The organism is uncultured Xylophilus sp., from assembly GCA_913776965.1.
GTDB lineage: Bacteria > Pseudomonadota > Gammaproteobacteria > Burkholderiales > Burkholderiaceae_C > Xylophilus.
In genome coordinates this window covers 1-14,821 of the sequence record CAJYQL010000050.1, presented here as the reverse complement: position 1 = coordinate 14,821, position 14,821 = coordinate 1, and the positions used below count along the sequence as shown (strand labels likewise).

10 protein-coding genes and 2 pseudogenes are annotated in these 14,821 nt (G+C 71.6%); 10 read left to right on the top strand and 2 right to left on the bottom strand.

Translation table 11 applies throughout. The features are described from left to right. The 4 genes and pseudogenes from QZ500_RS07000 to QZ500_RS06985 form a co-directional block, all read left to right on the top strand. Positions 1 to 383, top strand: a pseudogene (locus QZ500_RS07000) (nitrate ABC transporter substrate-binding protein); the annotation flags it as partial. A gap of 25 nt (positions 384 to 408) precedes the next feature. Beyond that, positions 409 to 1,350 carry a nitrate ABC transporter permease gene (gene ntrB / locus QZ500_RS06995; RefSeq protein WP_295852773.1) on the top strand — a complete coding sequence of 314 codons (942 nt, stop codon included), beginning with the start codon at positions 409 to 411 and terminating at the stop codon, positions 1,348 to 1,350. Positions 1,351 to 1,420: 70 nt separating this feature from the next. Beyond that, positions 1,421 to 2,230, top strand: coding sequence for an ABC transporter ATP-binding protein (locus QZ500_RS06990; RefSeq protein WP_295852776.1), 810 nt, complete (start codon positions 1,421 to 1,423; stop codon positions 2,228 to 2,230). A gap of 161 nt (positions 2,231 to 2,391) precedes the next feature. Next, positions 2,392 to 3,606 (top strand): MFS transporter, encoded by a 1,215-nt coding sequence (locus QZ500_RS06985; protein WP_295852770.1) that lies wholly within the window; start codon positions 2,392 to 2,394, stop codon positions 3,604 to 3,606. 28 nt (positions 3,607 to 3,634) lie between these two features. On the opposite strand, the gene bla is transcribed toward QZ500_RS06985, so the two are convergent. Further along, positions 3,635 to 4,570, bottom strand: a complete 936-nt coding sequence (gene bla, locus QZ500_RS06980) for a class A beta-lactamase (RefSeq protein ID WP_295852768.1) — start codon at positions 4,568 to 4,570, stop codon at positions 3,635 to 3,637. A 135-nt stretch (positions 4,571 to 4,705) separates the two neighbouring features. Between bla and QZ500_RS06975 the strand changes: the two genes are divergently transcribed. Then, positions 4,706 to 6,313: an ATP-binding protein gene (locus tag QZ500_RS06975; protein WP_295852764.1), complete on the top strand. Its 1,608-nt coding sequence runs from the start codon at positions 4,706 to 4,708 to the stop codon at positions 6,311 to 6,313. A 21-nt stretch (positions 6,314 to 6,334) separates the two neighbouring features. Here the strand turns inward: QZ500_RS06975 and QZ500_RS06970 are convergent, their stop codons facing one another. Beyond that, the gene (locus QZ500_RS06970) at positions 6,335 to 8,083 is read right to left on the bottom strand and encodes a bifunctional protein-serine/threonine kinase/phosphatase (protein ID WP_295852761.1); all 1,749 of its coding nucleotides are present in this window, start codon (positions 8,081 to 8,083) and stop codon (positions 6,335 to 6,337) included. A 393-nt stretch (positions 8,084 to 8,476) separates the two neighbouring features. Here QZ500_RS06970 and QZ500_RS06965 point away from each other — a divergent pair. The 5 genes and pseudogenes from QZ500_RS06965 to QZ500_RS06945 form a co-directional block, all read left to right on the top strand. Beyond that, positions 8,477 to 9,712 (top strand): annotated as a pseudogene (locus tag QZ500_RS06965) (FAD-dependent oxidoreductase); the annotation flags it as partial. A 71-nt stretch (positions 9,713 to 9,783) separates the two neighbouring features. Beyond that, the gene (locus tag QZ500_RS06960; RefSeq protein WP_295852758.1) at positions 9,784 to 10,650 is read left to right on the top strand and encodes a type IV pili methyl-accepting chemotaxis transducer N-terminal domain-containing protein; all 867 of its coding nucleotides are present in this window, start codon (positions 9,784 to 9,786) and stop codon (positions 10,648 to 10,650) included. A 41-nt stretch (positions 10,651 to 10,691) separates the two neighbouring features. Continuing rightward, positions 10,692 to 13,544 carry a nitrate reductase gene (locus tag QZ500_RS06955; protein ID WP_295852756.1) on the top strand — a complete coding sequence of 951 codons (2,853 nt, stop codon included), beginning with the start codon at positions 10,692 to 10,694 and terminating at the stop codon, positions 13,542 to 13,544. Positions 13,545 to 13,629: 85 nt separating this feature from the next. Then, complete coding sequence (gene ybiB, locus QZ500_RS06950) at positions 13,630 to 14,562, top strand: DNA-binding protein YbiB (protein WP_295852754.1); 933 nt, start codon at positions 13,630 to 13,632, stop codon at positions 14,560 to 14,562. A gap of 10 nt (positions 14,563 to 14,572) precedes the next feature. Beyond that, the coding region (locus QZ500_RS06945; RefSeq protein ID WP_295852750.1) for an SAM-dependent methyltransferase at positions 14,573 to 14,821 on the top strand (249 nt) is incomplete at its 3' end.

Here is a 14,821-nt window from a genome sequence, read left to right as displayed (position 1 = left end):
TCGCCGAGAAGAGCTACGTCAACACCAGCGTGGACGCGATCAACCAGCGCATCCTGGGCCGCTACCAGAACGGCCTGGGCAAGACCTGGGACGACCCGAACTACATGAAGTTCTACAACGACGGCGCAGTGAACTTCCCCTACCTGTCGGACGGCATGTGGTTCCTGACCCAGCACAAGCGCTGGGGCCTGCTTAAGGAGCACCCGAACTACCTAGCGGTCGCGCAGCAGATCAACCAGATCGACATCTACAAGCAGGCCGCCGACGCGACCAAGACGCCGGTGCCGAAGGAGGTGCTGCGCACCAGCAAGCTGATCGACGGGACCGTCTGGGACGGCAAGAACCCGCAGCAGTACGCCGATTCGTTCAAGGTCCGCGCCTGACGCGCAACCCGACAGGAGCTCCACCATGGTCAGTGCCGTCTTCCATTCCCCGCTCGCCGTGCCGGCGGCGGACACGCCCGTCCGCATAGCCGCTGCGGACGCTCCCAAAACCATAGCTGCCAGCGCAGCCGCAGCGGGCGCCAAGGCCGAAAAACCATCGCAAAAGGCTGCCCGCACGCCGCGCGACTGGCGCGGGTTCTGGCAGCGGGTGCTGCCGCCCTTCTTCGGCATCGCGCTGCTGGTCGTGATCTGGCAGATCGTCTCGGTCGCCACCGGCGGCAGCATTCCGACGCCGAAGGACACGGCCGCGCAGGCGGTCTCGGTGTTCAGCGACCCGTTCTACCGCAACGGCCCGAACGACCAGGGCGTCGGCTGGAACGTGTTGTCGTCGCTGCAGCGGGTGGCGATGGGCTTCGGCCTGGCGGCGCTGGTCGGCATTCCGGTCGGCTTCGCGATCGGCCGGTTCGCCTTCCTCTCGCGGATGTGCAACCCGCTGATCAGCCTGCTGCGTCCGGTGTCCCCGCTCGCCTGGCTGCCGATCGGCCTGCTGGTGTTCAAGGGCGCCAACCCGGCGGCCATCTGGACCATCTTCATCTGCTCGATCTGGCCGATGATCATCAACACCGCCGTCGGCGTACAGCGCGTGCCGCAGGACTACATGAACGTGGCCCGGGTGCTGAACCTGTCGGAATGGAAGATCGTCAGCAAGATCCTGTTCCCGGCCGTGCTGCCCTACATGCTGACCGGCGTGCGGCTGGCCGTCGGCACCGCCTGGCTGGTGATCGTCGCGGCCGAGATGCTGACCGGCGGCGTCGGCATCGGCTTCTGGGTGTGGGACGAGTGGAACAACCTCAACGTCAAGAACATCATCATCGCGATCTTCGTGATCGGCATCGTCGGCCTGCTGCTCGAGTACGCGCTGATCAAGCTGGCCACCGCGTTCACCTTCGAAGAGGTGAAGTCGTGAGCGCGGGGCGCCCTCGCCGCTTCACGCCCACCGTCTCAGCCTGACCACCGGAGCACCCAGCATGAGCACTTTGTCCCTGAGCACCAAGTTCATCGAGATCCGCGGCGTCGAGCAGATGTTCAAGACCGCCAAGGGCCCGTTCCGCGCGTTGCGCGATATCGACCTGACGGTCGCCAAGGGCGAGTTCGTCGCGCTGATCGGCCATTCCGGCTGCGGCAAATCGACGCTGCTCAACCTGATCGCCGGCCTGACGCTGCCGACCGCCGGCACGCTGCTGTGCGCCAACAAGGAGATCACCGGCCCCGGCCCGGACCGCGCGGTGGTGTTCCAGAACCACTCGCTGCTGCCCTGGCTGACCTGCTACGAGAACATCTTCCTGGGTGTGGAGCGGGTCTTCGCCGCCACCGAGTCGAAGGCCCAGCTGCGCGACCGCACCAATGCGGCGCTCGACCTGGTCGGCCTGACCCATGCGGCGCAGAAGCGGCCGGGCGAGATCTCCGGCGGCATGACGCAGCGGGTGGGCATCGCCCGGGCGCTGGCGATGGAGCCGCAGGTGCTGCTGATGGACGAGCCGTTCGGCGCCCTCGACGCGCTCACCCGCGCCAAGCTGCAGGACGAGCTGCTGGCGATCGTCGCCAAGACGAAGAGCACGGTGGTGATGGTGACCCACGACGTGGACGAGGCGGTGCTGCTGTCCGACAAGATCGTGATGATGACCAACGGCCCGGCCGCCACCATCGGCGAGGTGCTGACGGTCGACATCGCCCGTCCGCGCAACCGCGTCGCGCTGGCCGAGGACCCGACCTACCTGCACTGCCGCAAGGCGGTGATCGACTTCCTCTACACCCGCCAGGCGCACGTGGAGAAGACCGCCGCCTGACCGGCTGGCACGGAAACTGCACCAGTCGAGGGCGGCCGCCACGAAGACGGGCCGGCCGCACTGGACAAAGGCGTCCCTGCATCCTGCGCACCCTTGCGGTGCCCTGGCTGCACGGGCGCCTTTTTGCATTTCTGCACCGATTTCGACCGCGAGACGCCGCCATGCTGAATTTCCGGGCCTTCCTGAACGCCGGCCACGCCCCGACGCTGTGGGCTTCCTTCCTGTACTTCGCCTTCTCCTGCGGCATCTGGGTGATCAACGGCGCGATGGCGCCGTTCATCTCCGAGGCCTTCCAGCTCAGCCCCACGCAGAAGGGCTTGATGCTGTCGATCCCGATCTTCGCGGGCGCCCTGATGCGCTTCCCGCTCGGGCTGCTGGCGCAGTACATCGGCCGCAAGAACGCCACGCTGGTCGAGATGGGCGGCATCGCGATCGCGATGGGCTTCGGCTATTTCTTCGTCGATTCGTACCACGACCTGCTGGCGATGGGCGTGCTGCTGGGCATCGCGGGTGCGAGCTTCGGCGTGGCGCTGTCGCTCGGCTCCGGCTCCTTTCCGCCCCGCTACAAGGGCCTGGCGATGGGCCTGGTCGGTGCCGGCAACGTCGGCACCGCCGTCTCGGCCCTGCTGGCGCCGGCGCTGGCCCAGGCCTACGGCTGGCAGACGGTGTATGGCTTCGCCGCGATCGGCATCGCGATCCCCGTCGTGGTGATGGTGCTGTTCGCGCAGGAGCCGACGGACCTGGACAAGCATTCGAGCTTCCGCGACCACATCGCCTGCCTGTTCGAGAAGGACGGCTGGGCCTTCAGCCTGATCTATGCGGTCACATTCGGCGGCTTCATCGGCCTGACCACCTTCCTGCCCAGCTACTTCTACGACCAGTTCGGGGTGAGCAAGACGCAGGCGGGCCAGCTGACGATGCTGGCGGCCTTCATGGGCGCGGCGCTGCGCATCTTCGGCGGCTGGCTATCGGACCTGTGGGGCGGCGTGAACACGCTGACCGCGGTGCTGGCGGTGGTGGCCGTCTCGCTGGTGCTGTGCGGCTTCGCGCAGGGCTCGCTCGCGGCCACGGTGCTGCTGTTCCTGCTGTGCTTCGCCGCGCTCGGCGCCGGCAACGGCGCGCTGTTCCAGCTGGTGCCGCTGCGCTGGCCGCTGACCACGGCGGTGGCCGGCTCGATGATCGGCGAGATCGGCGCGCTCGGCGGCGGCCTGGTGCCGAACGCGATGGGCCTGTCGAAGCAGTACGCCGGCACCTACCTGTGGGGCTTCGTGCTGTTCGCGGCGTGCGCCGTGGCGATGCTGGTGCTGCTGCGCTTCATGCAGATCCGCTGGACCCGCACCTGGGCCGAGCGCGGTGGCCGGGCCCGTACCGCCTGACGCGAACAGGCGCGGGCACCGCCGAGGGTCAGCCGAGGGCCTGCACGATGGCCCGGGTGGCCGCGGCGATGACGTCGCTGCGGTAGGGCGTACCGGCCGGCGGCTGGCGGTCCTGGGTGAAATAGACGGCGATCGTCCACGGCGCGCCGCTCGCGGGCCACACGACGCCGATGTCGTTGGCGGTGCCGTAGTCGCCGGACCCGGTCTTGTCGGCCACCGCCCAGCCGGCCGGCACGCCGGCGCGGATGCGGGTGTCGCCGGTGGTGTTGCCGCGCATCCAGCCGACCAGGCGGGACCGCTCCGCAGACGGCAGCGCATCGCCGAGCAGCAGGCGCTGCAGGCTCCGGCCGATGCCGGCCGGGGTGGCGGTATCGCGCGGGTCGCCGGGCACCGCGTCGTTGAGCGCGGTCTCCCAGCGGTCGAGGCGGAAGGTGCGGTCGCCGAGGGCGTGGACATAGGCGGTCAGGCCTTCCGGCCCGCCGATCTCCCGCAGCAGCAGATTGCCGGCCGTGTTGTCGCTGTATCGCAGCGCCGCGGCGCACAGCGCGTCATAGGACAGGCCGGTGCCGACGTGCTTCGCGGTGACGGGCGAATAACTGACCAGGTCGGCGGCGCCGTAGGGCACCACCCGGTCCATCAAACCGGGCACGCGGCGGCTTCGGTCGAGCACCGCCGCCGCCGCCAGCACCTTGAAAGTGCTGCAGAGCGGAAACCGCTCGTCCGCGCGCCAGGCCAGCGTCGGCCCGCCGTCGCTGCGCCGGGCCCAGACGCCAAGACGGCCCGCGGCATCGGCTTCGATGCGGCGCAGGGCCGCCTGCCACGCCGCCGAACCGTCGGAGGAGGACGGTGCGGCACAGGCACTCAGCCAGGGCGCCACCAGCGCCGATTGCAGCCAGGCGCGGCGGCTACCGATGCCGGAGAAGAAGGTGTTGCTCGAGGGGGCGTGGGATCGCAGGGGATACATCGCAGAGAAAGAAGAAGCACAGTGGGCGGAGGACCGCGCACGATACGGCCTTCGGGCCGCCCTTGCATCCTGAAGCGTGCGCCACCGCAGGGGCCGGTACGATCCCCGGCGCCCCTGCCTGCCAAAAGATCCACCATGCCCGCCGCCCTCCCCACCATCGACGAAGAAGCACGACTGCGTTCGTTGATCGAACTGGGCGTACTCGACTCGGCGCCCGATCCGGAATTCGAGGCGCTGGTGCAGGCAGCCTCGCTGGTCTGCGACGTGCCGGTGTCGCTGGTCAGCCTGGTGGATGCCGACCGCCAGTGGTTCAAGGCCGCGCTCGGTCTGCCCGGCACCACGGAGACGCCGCGCGAGGACGCGTTCTGTGCGCATGCGATCCACGGTGACGAACTCCTGGAGGTGCCGGACGCCCTCGCCGACCCGCGGTTCACGGACAACCGCCTGGTCCTCGGCGGGCCGGAAATCCGCTTCTATGCGGGCGCGCCGCTGCGCCTGAGCGACGGCATGCGGATGGGCACACTCTGCGTGATCGACCGGGTGCCCCGCCGGCTGGACGAACGCCAGCGGGCGGTGCTGCAGCAGCTCGCACGCGCTGCGGCCCTGCTGCTGGAGCGCCGGCGCGACGCGCTGGCGCATGCGGTCGGCCAGGCGACGATCCAGGCGCTGAACGATGCCGCACCGCTCGGCATGTTCCGCACCGACGACGCCGGACGCATGGCCTACGTGAACCGGCACTGGACCTGCATTTTCGGCGCCGATCCGGCCGGTCCGGTGCCGGCGGACTGGACCGCGGCGGTCGCCGAAAAGGACCGGGAGCGGGTCCGCACGCTCTGGCAGGCGCCCGACGATCCCGACGCCGCGCCCGAAATCGAATTCCGCGTGGCTGCAGCCGGCGACGCGCGCTACGTCCGCTTGGTCTGGCGTGCCGTGCGCGGCGAGGCCGGCGCCGTGCTGGGCCGCACCGGCTTTGCCGAGGACGTGACCGAGCGCCGCCGCGCCGCCGATGCGCTGGTCCGCATGGGCGAGCGGCTGGCCGAGCAGAGCCGGCGCAAGAACCACTTCCTCGCCGCCTTGTCGCACGAGCTGCGCGGCCCGCTCTCGGCCCTGCACAACGGGCTGCACATGATGGGGCTCGACCCCGACGCATCGCCCCGCGCCGAGCGGGCGGTCGGCATGATGCGCCGGCAGGTGGACCAGATGGCGGCGCTGATCGACGGCCTGCTCGACGTGTCGCGGATCGAGGCCGGCAAGGTGGTGCTCGACCGGGTGCCGCTGGACTTCAACCGGGTGGTCGCGGAAGCGGCGGAGACCTGCCTGCCGCTGGTGGACGCGCGGCACCATGCGCTGGAGTTCAAGCTCGCACCGGGGCCGCTGCCGATGCTGGCGGACAAGCCGCGGTTGCTGCAGGTCTGTGTCAACCTGATCAGCAACGCGGCCAAGTACACGCCGGAATACGGCAGGATCGAGATCGCCACGGTCCACGAAGGCGACACCCTGCGGCTGGACGTGAGCGACAACGGCATCGGCATGACCGAGGAGGCGATGGCCTCGGTCTTCGGCCTGTTCGAGCAGGCGGCCGAAGGACAGTCGCTCGCCCAGGGCGGTCTGGGGATCGGGCTGGCGCTGGTGAAGCAGCTGGTCGAACTGCACGGCGGCACCGTCGAGGTGCATTGCGGCGGACTGGGCTCCGGCTGCTGCTTCACGGTGCGCCTGCCGCTGACGCTGCCCTCGCCGGTATGACCGCCGCCACCGTGCGGTACGTCAGCGCGGCAGGAACAGCAGCCAGACGACCAGCAGCAAATTGAGCAGCAGCGACACCGCGCAGCCGATCTTCCACAGCGCGGCCGGATCGCGCACCGCCAGCGGCGTGGCCGGCGGCGTGGTGAGCGGCCGGGAGGCGCCGCGTTCCAGCGCCAGCGCCAGTTCCTCGGCGGTCTCGAAGCGCAGCGCCGGGTCGCGCGCCACCGCCTTCAGCACCACATGGTCAAGCCAGATCGGCACCGCCGGATCGCGCCGGCTCGGCGGCAGCGGGTCGCGCCGGTAGCGGCCGCGCTGGTAGGGCACCACCTCGCCGTAGGGCAGGCTGCCGGTCAGCAGCTGGTAGAGCGTCACGCCCAGCGCGAACAGGTCCGACCGCGCATCGACCGGCTGCGGCGGGTCGTCCCACTGCTCCGGGTTGATGTAGCTCGGCGTGCCGGCATGCAGCGCGCGGGTGGAGGCCGGCTCCCGGCCGCTCAGCGCCACGCCCAGGTCCATCACCCGCACCACGCCGTCTTCGCCCTGGTGCAGGTTGGCCGGCTTGATGTCGCGGTGGATTACGCCCTGCCTGTGCAGCAGGCCCAGGGTGCGCGCCACCTGCAGCGCCATCGTGGCGGCCTGCGCCGGCGGCGGACGGTGGCCCCGGTCGATCAACTGCTGCAGCGTCTCGCCGCCGTGCCAGTCGTAGAGCAGGTAGAAGGCGCTGGCCGCGCCGCCCGGCGGGCCGGCGTGCAGCCGCACCAGATGGTCGGCCGCCCGGCCGCCCTGCATGCGCCGCGCGAGCCAGGCTTCGTGCGCCAGCGTGGCCCGCTCTTCGGCATCGTGCGCGCGGCGCGGATGCAGCGTCTTCAGTGCATACAGCTTGCGGCTGGCCGGATCGCGCATTTGGTAGAGGCACGCCACGCCGCTGTCGGCCACCAGCGCCGTGACCGCCAGGCCGTCGAGGCTGTCGCCGACCTTAAGCGCCGGCGGTATCGGCAACAGGCGCGCCTGCAGCGCCGCATCGTGCAGCGTGGCGACCGACACCCCGCGCACCCGCAGGACCAGCGCGGTCGCGTCGTCCGCGCTGCCGGCCTGCCGGGCGGCGGCGACCAGCGCGGCAGCGACGGACTGGGCATCGGCATCGGTGCCGGCCGGCGGCGCGGCGAGCGCCGCGATCCGCCGCTCGGTCAGGCTGCCGTGCACGCCGTCGGTCAGCAACACGAATACGTCGCCGGCCTGGGCCTCGCCCTGCCGGTAATCGACCACCAGGCGCTCGTCGGCGCCCACGCTGCGGGTGAGCTGGTGCGCGAAGTCCGGGTGGGCGACCGCATGGTCGGTCGTCAGGCAGGCGAGCACGCCGTCGCGCAGCAGGTAGGCGCGGGTGTCGCCCACATGCGCCAGCGTGTACGACTGGCCGCGCAGCACCAGGGCGGTCAGCGTGGTGAGGCCGACCGCAGGCGCGCGGCGGCGGTTGATGCCGTGCAGCCAGCCGTTCTGCGCGGTGACGATGCGGTCGAGCGCGACCGTCGTGTCCCAGGTGGCGGGCGTGCCGAAATAGTCGCGGACCAGGCTGGTGACGGTGGTCTGCGCCGCCTCGCGGCCCATGCCGCCGGTGCTCACGCCGTCGGCGATCGCCGCGATCGCGCCGCGCTGGTCCTCGGCGCGGGCATCGTCCGCGCCGCCCTCCCCGGCCATCGCCGCGGCGAAGTCCTCGTTCGCGCTGCCGCGGCCGGCGCTGCTGACGAAACCGATGTCGAGATCGAAGCTCACGGCCGGGCACTACCACGGCAGGCGGGGGATCGCGTCGAAGGGTCACGGCGCATGGTCTGCTCCTGATTCGATAGCTGCTTGCGCAGGCGCCGCCTGCGCAGAAGGGCGATTTTCATCATAACCCGCCGCCGTGCACCACCGGCACGCACACGCCCTGCACCACGACGGGGCGCGCACAGCCGGCCCCGGGGCATATCGGACGCACCCCCGGCGCAGCGTGGCAGATTCGCGCTGGCATGCCTCTTGCACCCCACTCGGCACCGCCCGGCCCGGCAACGATGCCGCCGGGCTCCCAGGACAAAGGCGTCCGCATGACCGCTCCGGCCCCCGCCGGCGCCACCCCATGCGGACGCCTTTTTTCGTTGCAGCCCCCGCCGAGGAACCCCGATGAACATGCCCGCCCCGACCCCGACGCCCCCCCGGAAGCAGAAGCTGGTCCTGGTGGGCAACGGCATGGCCGGCGTGCGCACGCTGGAAGAGCTGCTGAAGATCGACCCGGACCTCTACGAGATCACCGTCTTCGGCGCCGAGCCGCATCCCAACTACAACCGTATCCTGCTGTCGCCGGTGCTGGCCGGCGAGCAGACGGTCGAGCAGATCGTGCTCAACCCCTGGTCGTGGTACGAGGCCCACGGCATCACCGTCCACGCCGGCCGCACGGTGGTGGAGATCGACCGGGTGCGCCGCGTGGTCCGCGCTGACGACGGCACCGAGGCGGCCTACGACCGGCTGCTGCTCTGCACCGGCTCCCACCCCTTCATCCTGCCGGTGCCGGGCCGCGACCTGGAGGGGGTGATCGCCTACCGCGACATCGCCGACACCCGCACCATGATCGAGACCGCGAAGACGCACCGTCATGCGGTGGTGATCGGCGGCGGACTGCTCGGCCTGGAGGCCGCCAACGGCCTGATGGTGCGCGGCATGTCGGTGACGGTGGTGCACGTCAACGCCTGGCTGCTGGAACGGCAGCTCGACCAAGTCGCGAGCGGCCTGCTGCGCGAGACGCTGGAAGCACGCGGCCTGCGGTTCCGGCTCGGCACCCAGACCAAGGAACTGGTCGGCGACGGCCCGGACGGCACCACCGGCCGGGTCCGCGCCGTGCGGTTCCAGGACGGCAGCGAAGTCCCGGCCGACCTGGTGGTGATGGCGGTCGGCGTGCGGCCCAACGTCGCGCTGGCCGAAAAGGCCCGGCTGCACTGCCAGCGCGGCATCGTCGTCACCGACACGCTGCAGACGGTGACCGATGCCCGCATCTACGCGGTCGGCGAATGCGCGGCGCACCGCGGCATCGCCTACGGGCTGGTCGCGCCGCTGTTCGAGCAGGCGAAGGTCGCCGCGACCCACCTGGCCGAGCGCGGCATCGGCCGCTATCTCGGCTCCCGCACCTCGACCAAGCTGAAGGTGACCGGCATCGACCTGTTCTCCGCCGGCGAGTTCATGGGCGGCGAGGGCACCGAGGAGATCGTGGTGCGCGACGGCTTCGGCGGCGTCTACAAGAAGCTGGTGATCAGGGACGACCGGCTGATCGGGGCCTGCCTCTACGGCGACACTGCCGACGGCGCGTGGTACTTCGAGCTGGTGCGCGAAGGCCGCAGCGTGCAGGCGATCCGCGACCGGCTGATGTTCGGCCCCCCTGCCGACGGCGCCGCGGACGCTGCATCGCCCGCCGCCGCGCCGGCGCTGGCATGACGGAGCCGCGCATGGACCGCCGCGATCCCGCCCCCGCCTTCCGCCCCGACCGCCGCCGGTGGCTCGCCGTATGTGCCGGCGCCGCGAGCCTGTGCGCGGGCGCACCGGCCCTCGCCACCATCGACGGCCTGCCGGAGGCGATCAACCAGGCCGGCCGCCAGCGCATGCTGTCGCAGCGCATGAGCAAGGCCTGGCTCGCGATCGCCCAGAACGTCGAGCCGGAGCAGGCCCGGGCGGTGCTGAACCGCTCGGTGCAGGTCTTCGACAAGCAGCTGGTCGCCCTGCGAGCCTACGCGCCGAATGCCGAGATCCGCCAGACGTATGCCGAGCAGGCCGACGCCTGGGCCGAGTACCGCCGCGCGCTGCAAGCCGGCGCGCCCGGCCGCGATGCCGCCCCGTCACTGCTGCAACAGGACGACCGGCTGCTCGCCCTCGCCCACCGCGGAACGGTGCTGTACGAAAAGGCGTCCGGCCAGCCCGGCGCGCAGCTGGTCAACCTGGCGGGGCGGCAGCGGATGCTGTCGCAGCGGATCGCCAAGTTCTTCCTCGCCGCGGCGCTGCCGGTGGACGCGGCCGCGTCCACCGCCGAGATCGGCAAGGCGCGCACCGAATTCGCCGCCGCGATGCGCCAGCTGCGCGAATCTCCGCGCGCCACGCCGCGCATCCAGGACGAGCTGGCCCTCGGCGAGCAGCAGTGGGTGTTCTTCGACGCCGCACTGCTCAAACTGCTCACCGCCCGCCCGGGCCCGGCGGCGCCCGCCGTCGCCACCGCTCCGCTCGCGCCGCGTTCGCTGGCCGAGGTGTTCGTCTCCAGCGAAAACCTGCTGGCCGTCATGGACCGGGTGACCGGCCTGTTCAGCGCGGCCCCGGCCGCCTGAGCGCCGCGCCGCCACGTCCACCGCCCCACGCACCGACCCCCATGCAAGAAACCCGCTCCACCTGTCCCTACTGCGGCGTCGGCTGCGGCGTGATCATCCAGTCCGAAGGCGACCGCATCACCGGCGTGCGCGGCGATCCGGACCATCCGGCGAACTTCGGCCGGCTTTGCACCAAGGGCTCGACGCTGCACCGCACCGCGACCGCCGAGGTGACCCTGCAGACCCGGCTGCTGCAGCCGATGCGCCGGCCGCTGCGGGGCGCCGCGCCGCAGCCGCTCGGCTGGGACGCCGCGCTCGACCTGGCGGCCGACCGCTTCGCTGCGACCATCCGCGCGCACGGGCCGGATGCGGTCGGCTTCTACCTGTCGGGCCAGCTGCTGACGGAGGACTACTACGTCTTCAACAAGCTGGCCAAGGGGCTGGTCGGCACCAACAACGTCGACACCAACTCGCGGCTGTGCATGAGCAGCGCCGTCGCCGGCTACAAGCAGACGTTGGGTGCCGACGCGCCGCCCGCCTGCTACGACGACGTGAACCACGCGCAGTGCCTGTTCATCACCGGCAGCAACACCGCCTGGGCGCACCCGATCCTGTTCCGCCGCATCGAGGACGCCCGCGCCGCCAACCCGGCGATGAAGATCGTGGTGGTCGATCCGCGCCGCACCGACACCGCCGGCGCCGCCGACCTGCACCTGGCGATCCTGCCCGGCACCGACGTGATGCTCTACCACGGCATGCTGCACCTGATGCTCCGCGAGGGCTGGACCGACGCGGCCTACGTCGCCGCCCACACCACCGGGTTCGACGCCCTGCGCGCGCTGGTGCAGGAGTGCACGCCCGAACACGCCGCGGCGACCTGCGGCATCACGACCGCCGACCTGGCCGAGGCGGCGCGGCTGTTCGCCACGTCGGCCGCGACGCTCAGCCTGTACTGCATGGGCCAGAACCAGTCGTCCAGCGGCACGGCCAAGAACACCGCGCTGATCGGCCTGCACCTGGCCACCGGCCAGATCGGACGGCCGGGCGCCGGCCCGTTTTCGCTCACCGGCCAGCCCAACGCGATGGGCGGACGCGAGGTCGGCGGCCTGTCGAACCTGCTGCCGGCGCACCGCGACCTGGCGAACCCGCAGCACCGGGCCGAAATCGCCGCCTTCTGGGGCGTAGCCGACGTGCCGGCGGTTCCGGGCAAGAGCGCGATCGACATGTTCCAGGCCGCGGCCGACGGCGAGATCCGCGCGCTGTGGATCTCCTGCACCAACCCCGCGCAGAGCATGCCGGACCAGGCCACCGTCCGCCGCGCGCTCCAGCGCTGCGAATTCGTCGTCGTGCAGGAGGCGTTCGCCAATACCGCCACCTGCGCCTTCGCCGACCTGCTGCTGCCGGCCACCACCTGGGGCGAGAAGATCGGCACCGTGACCAACAGCGAGCGGCGGATCAGCCGGGTGCGCCCGGCGATCCCGGCGCCCGGCGCGGCCCGCCACGACTGGAGCACCGCCGCCGACTTCGCGCGCCGCCTGGCCGCGCGGCTGCCGGACGCGCCGCAGCACCTGTTCCCCTGGTCGCTCGACCCGGCGGCCGCCGCCGCATCGGCCGAATCGATCTGGAACGAGCATCGCGAGACCACCCGCGGCCGCGACCTCGACATCACGGGCCTGTCCTGGGCGATGCTCGATGCCGACGGCCCGCAGCAATGGCCGCTGCCCGCCGGCGGCACGCCCGCCGCCCGGCTCTACACCGACGGCGTCTTTCCGACCGCGGACGGCCGCGCCCGCTTCGTCGCCGCGCCATGGCGCCCCGTCGCCGAGCCACGCGACGGTCGCTGGCCGTTCTCGCTCACGACCGGGCGCCTGCGCGACCAGTGGCACGGCATGAGCCGCACCGGCACCCTCGGACGGCTGTTCGGCCATGCGGCCGAGCCGGCGGTGCAGTTGCATCCGGCCGACATGGCGGCGCAGGGCCTGGCGGCCGGGGACCTGGTCCAGCTCACCTCGCGGCGCGGCTCCATCGTGGTGGCGGCGCAGCCGTCGGACGAGGTCGCGCCGTCGCAGGCCTTCATGGCGATGCACTGGGGCGAGGAATTCCTGTCGGGCCGCTCCTCCACCGGCCACCGGCTGGCCGGCATCAATGCGCTCACGCTGCCGGCCTACTGCCCGGATTCGAAGCAGCCCGAACTCAAGCACACCGCCGTCAAGGTGCTGAAGGCCGAACTCCCGTGGTCGCTGGTCGGCATGGCCTGGCTGACGGAAGACGCGGTGCTGTCGGCCCGCGACGCGCTGCGCGGCCTGATGGCGCAGTTCCCCTATGCGACCTGCGTGCCGTTTTCCAACAACGTGCCGCTCGGCGGCGCGCAGACCGAGCGCTTCGGCGTGCTGTTCCGCGCAGCGGCCCACGAGGCGCCGCCGGAGGCCGTCGTAGCGGAAGTCGAGCGGCTGCTCGGCCTGGCCGTCGATCCGTCGGGCGTGCTGCGCTATGCGGACCCGCGCCGCGGCCAGCACCGCGCGGTGCGGCTGCGCCGCGCCGGCACCGATGCCTTCGTCGAAGGCTTCCTGCTGGCGGGCGACACCTGTTCGCAGGGCTGGCTGCGCACGCTGCTGCAGGACGAGCTGCCTGCGCAGGCCTACGGCCGGCTGCTGCTGATGCCGACCGCCGCCGCACCGGTGGCGATGGCGCCGCGCGGCCGCCAGGTCTGCACCTGCCTGAACGTGACCGAGCCGGCGATCGTCCGGTTCCTCGGCCACTGCGCCGGCAGCGACGACCAGCGCTTCGCCGCGCTGCAGGGCGCGCTGAAGTGCGGCACCAACTGCGGCTCCTGCATCCCGGAGCTGCGGCGCATGGTGCGCGGCACGCCCGCGGTGCCATCCGAAGCGCAGCCCGCGGAGGCGTCGGCCGCCTGAGACCGTCATTCGGCATATAGCCGGAAGTCGGAAACGATCTTCGACAATCGCCGCCTCGCCATCTCGCACACAGCACACCACACGCATGGGCATCGGCCACTACATTAAGGAGATCGGCCGCGGCGCACGCGGCGCCAAGCCGCTCGACCGCGCGCAGGCGGCCGACCTGTTCGGGCAGGTGCTCGACGGCAGCGTGACCGACCTGGAGATCGGCGCCTTCTGCCTCGCGATGCGCATCAAGGGCGAGACGCCCGAGGAAATGGCCGGCTTCCTCGATGCCACCGCCGCGCGCACGCAGCGGGTCGCCACCGGCGGACGGCCGCTGGTCTGCCTGCCGAGCTACAACGGCGCGCGCCGCCTGCCGGTGCTGACGCCGCTGCTGGCGCTGCTGCTGGCGCGCGAAGGCCTGCCGGTGCTGGTGCACGGCACGCCGACCGAATCGGCCCGGGTTTTGGCATCGGATGTGCTCGCAGCGCTCGGCACGCCTGCGTTGTCAGCTATCGAAACCGTAGCAGACGGACAGGTGGCGTTCGCACCGACCGGGCTGCTCTGCCCGGGCCTGAAGCGGCTGCTCGACGTGCGCCGGGTGGTCGGCCTGCGCAACCCGGCGCACAGCGTCGTCAAGCTGATGGACCCGGCCGCCGGTCCCGCCGTGCTGGTCGCGAGCTACACCCACGGCCCGTATGCCGAATCGATGGGCGCCACCTTCGCACTGACCGGCGCCACCGCGCTGCTGTCGCGCGGCCTCGAAGGCGAGGTGGCGTCCGATCCGCGCCGCACGCCCGAGATGACCGGCTTCGTGCGCGGCGTGCGCGAGCAGCTGCAGCCGCAGCAGCCCGGCACCCTCGCCACCGTGCCGGGGCTGCCCGATGCGATCGACGTGGCCACCACCGCCGACTACACCCGCGCTGTATTGGCGGGTGAACTTCCGGTGCCCGCCTCCATCGCACAGCAGGTGGAATACATCTTGCGTCTTGCCCAGCACGAGACACCCGGCACCGCCGTCGCCCATTCCTGAAAGAACCGCCATGCCCAGCACCCCTCCCACCGCCCCACTTTCCCACGGCAGCTGCACGCTGGTCGGTGCAGGCCCGGGCGACCCGGACCTGCTGACCGTCAAGGCGGTCAAGGCGATCCGCGCCGCCACCGTGCTGCTGGTCGACGACCTGGTCGCCGACGCGATCGTGGCCCTGGCCGATCCGGCCGCCCGGGTGGTCTACGTCGGCAAGCGCGGCGGCTGCAAGAGCACGCCGCAGGCCTTCATCGAGAAGCTGATG

Excerpts from the sequence above, each read along its gene's own strand:
- QZ500_RS06955 (WP_295852756.1), top strand. The coding sequence starts at position 10,692 with ATGCAAGAAACCCGCTCCACCTGTCCCTACTGCGGCGTCGGCTGCGGC.
- QZ500_RS06975 (WP_295852764.1), top strand. The coding sequence starts at position 4,706 with ATGCCCGCCGCCCTCCCCACCATCGACGAAGAAGCACGACTGCGTTCG.
- ntrB (WP_295852773.1), top strand. The coding sequence starts at position 409 with ATGGTCAGTGCCGTCTTCCATTCCCCGCTCGCCGTGCCGGCGGCGGAC.
- bla (WP_295852768.1), bottom strand. The coding sequence starts at position 4,570 with ATGTATCCCCTGCGATCCCACGCCCCCTCGAGCAACACCTTCTTCTCC.
- QZ500_RS06960 (WP_295852758.1), top strand. The coding sequence starts at position 9,784 with ATGGACCGCCGCGATCCCGCCCCCGCCTTCCGCCCCGACCGCCGCCGG.
- ybiB (WP_295852754.1), top strand. The coding sequence starts at position 13,630 with ATGGGCATCGGCCACTACATTAAGGAGATCGGCCGCGGCGCACGCGGC.
- QZ500_RS06985 (WP_295852770.1), top strand. The coding sequence starts at position 2,392 with ATGCTGAATTTCCGGGCCTTCCTGAACGCCGGCCACGCCCCGACGCTG.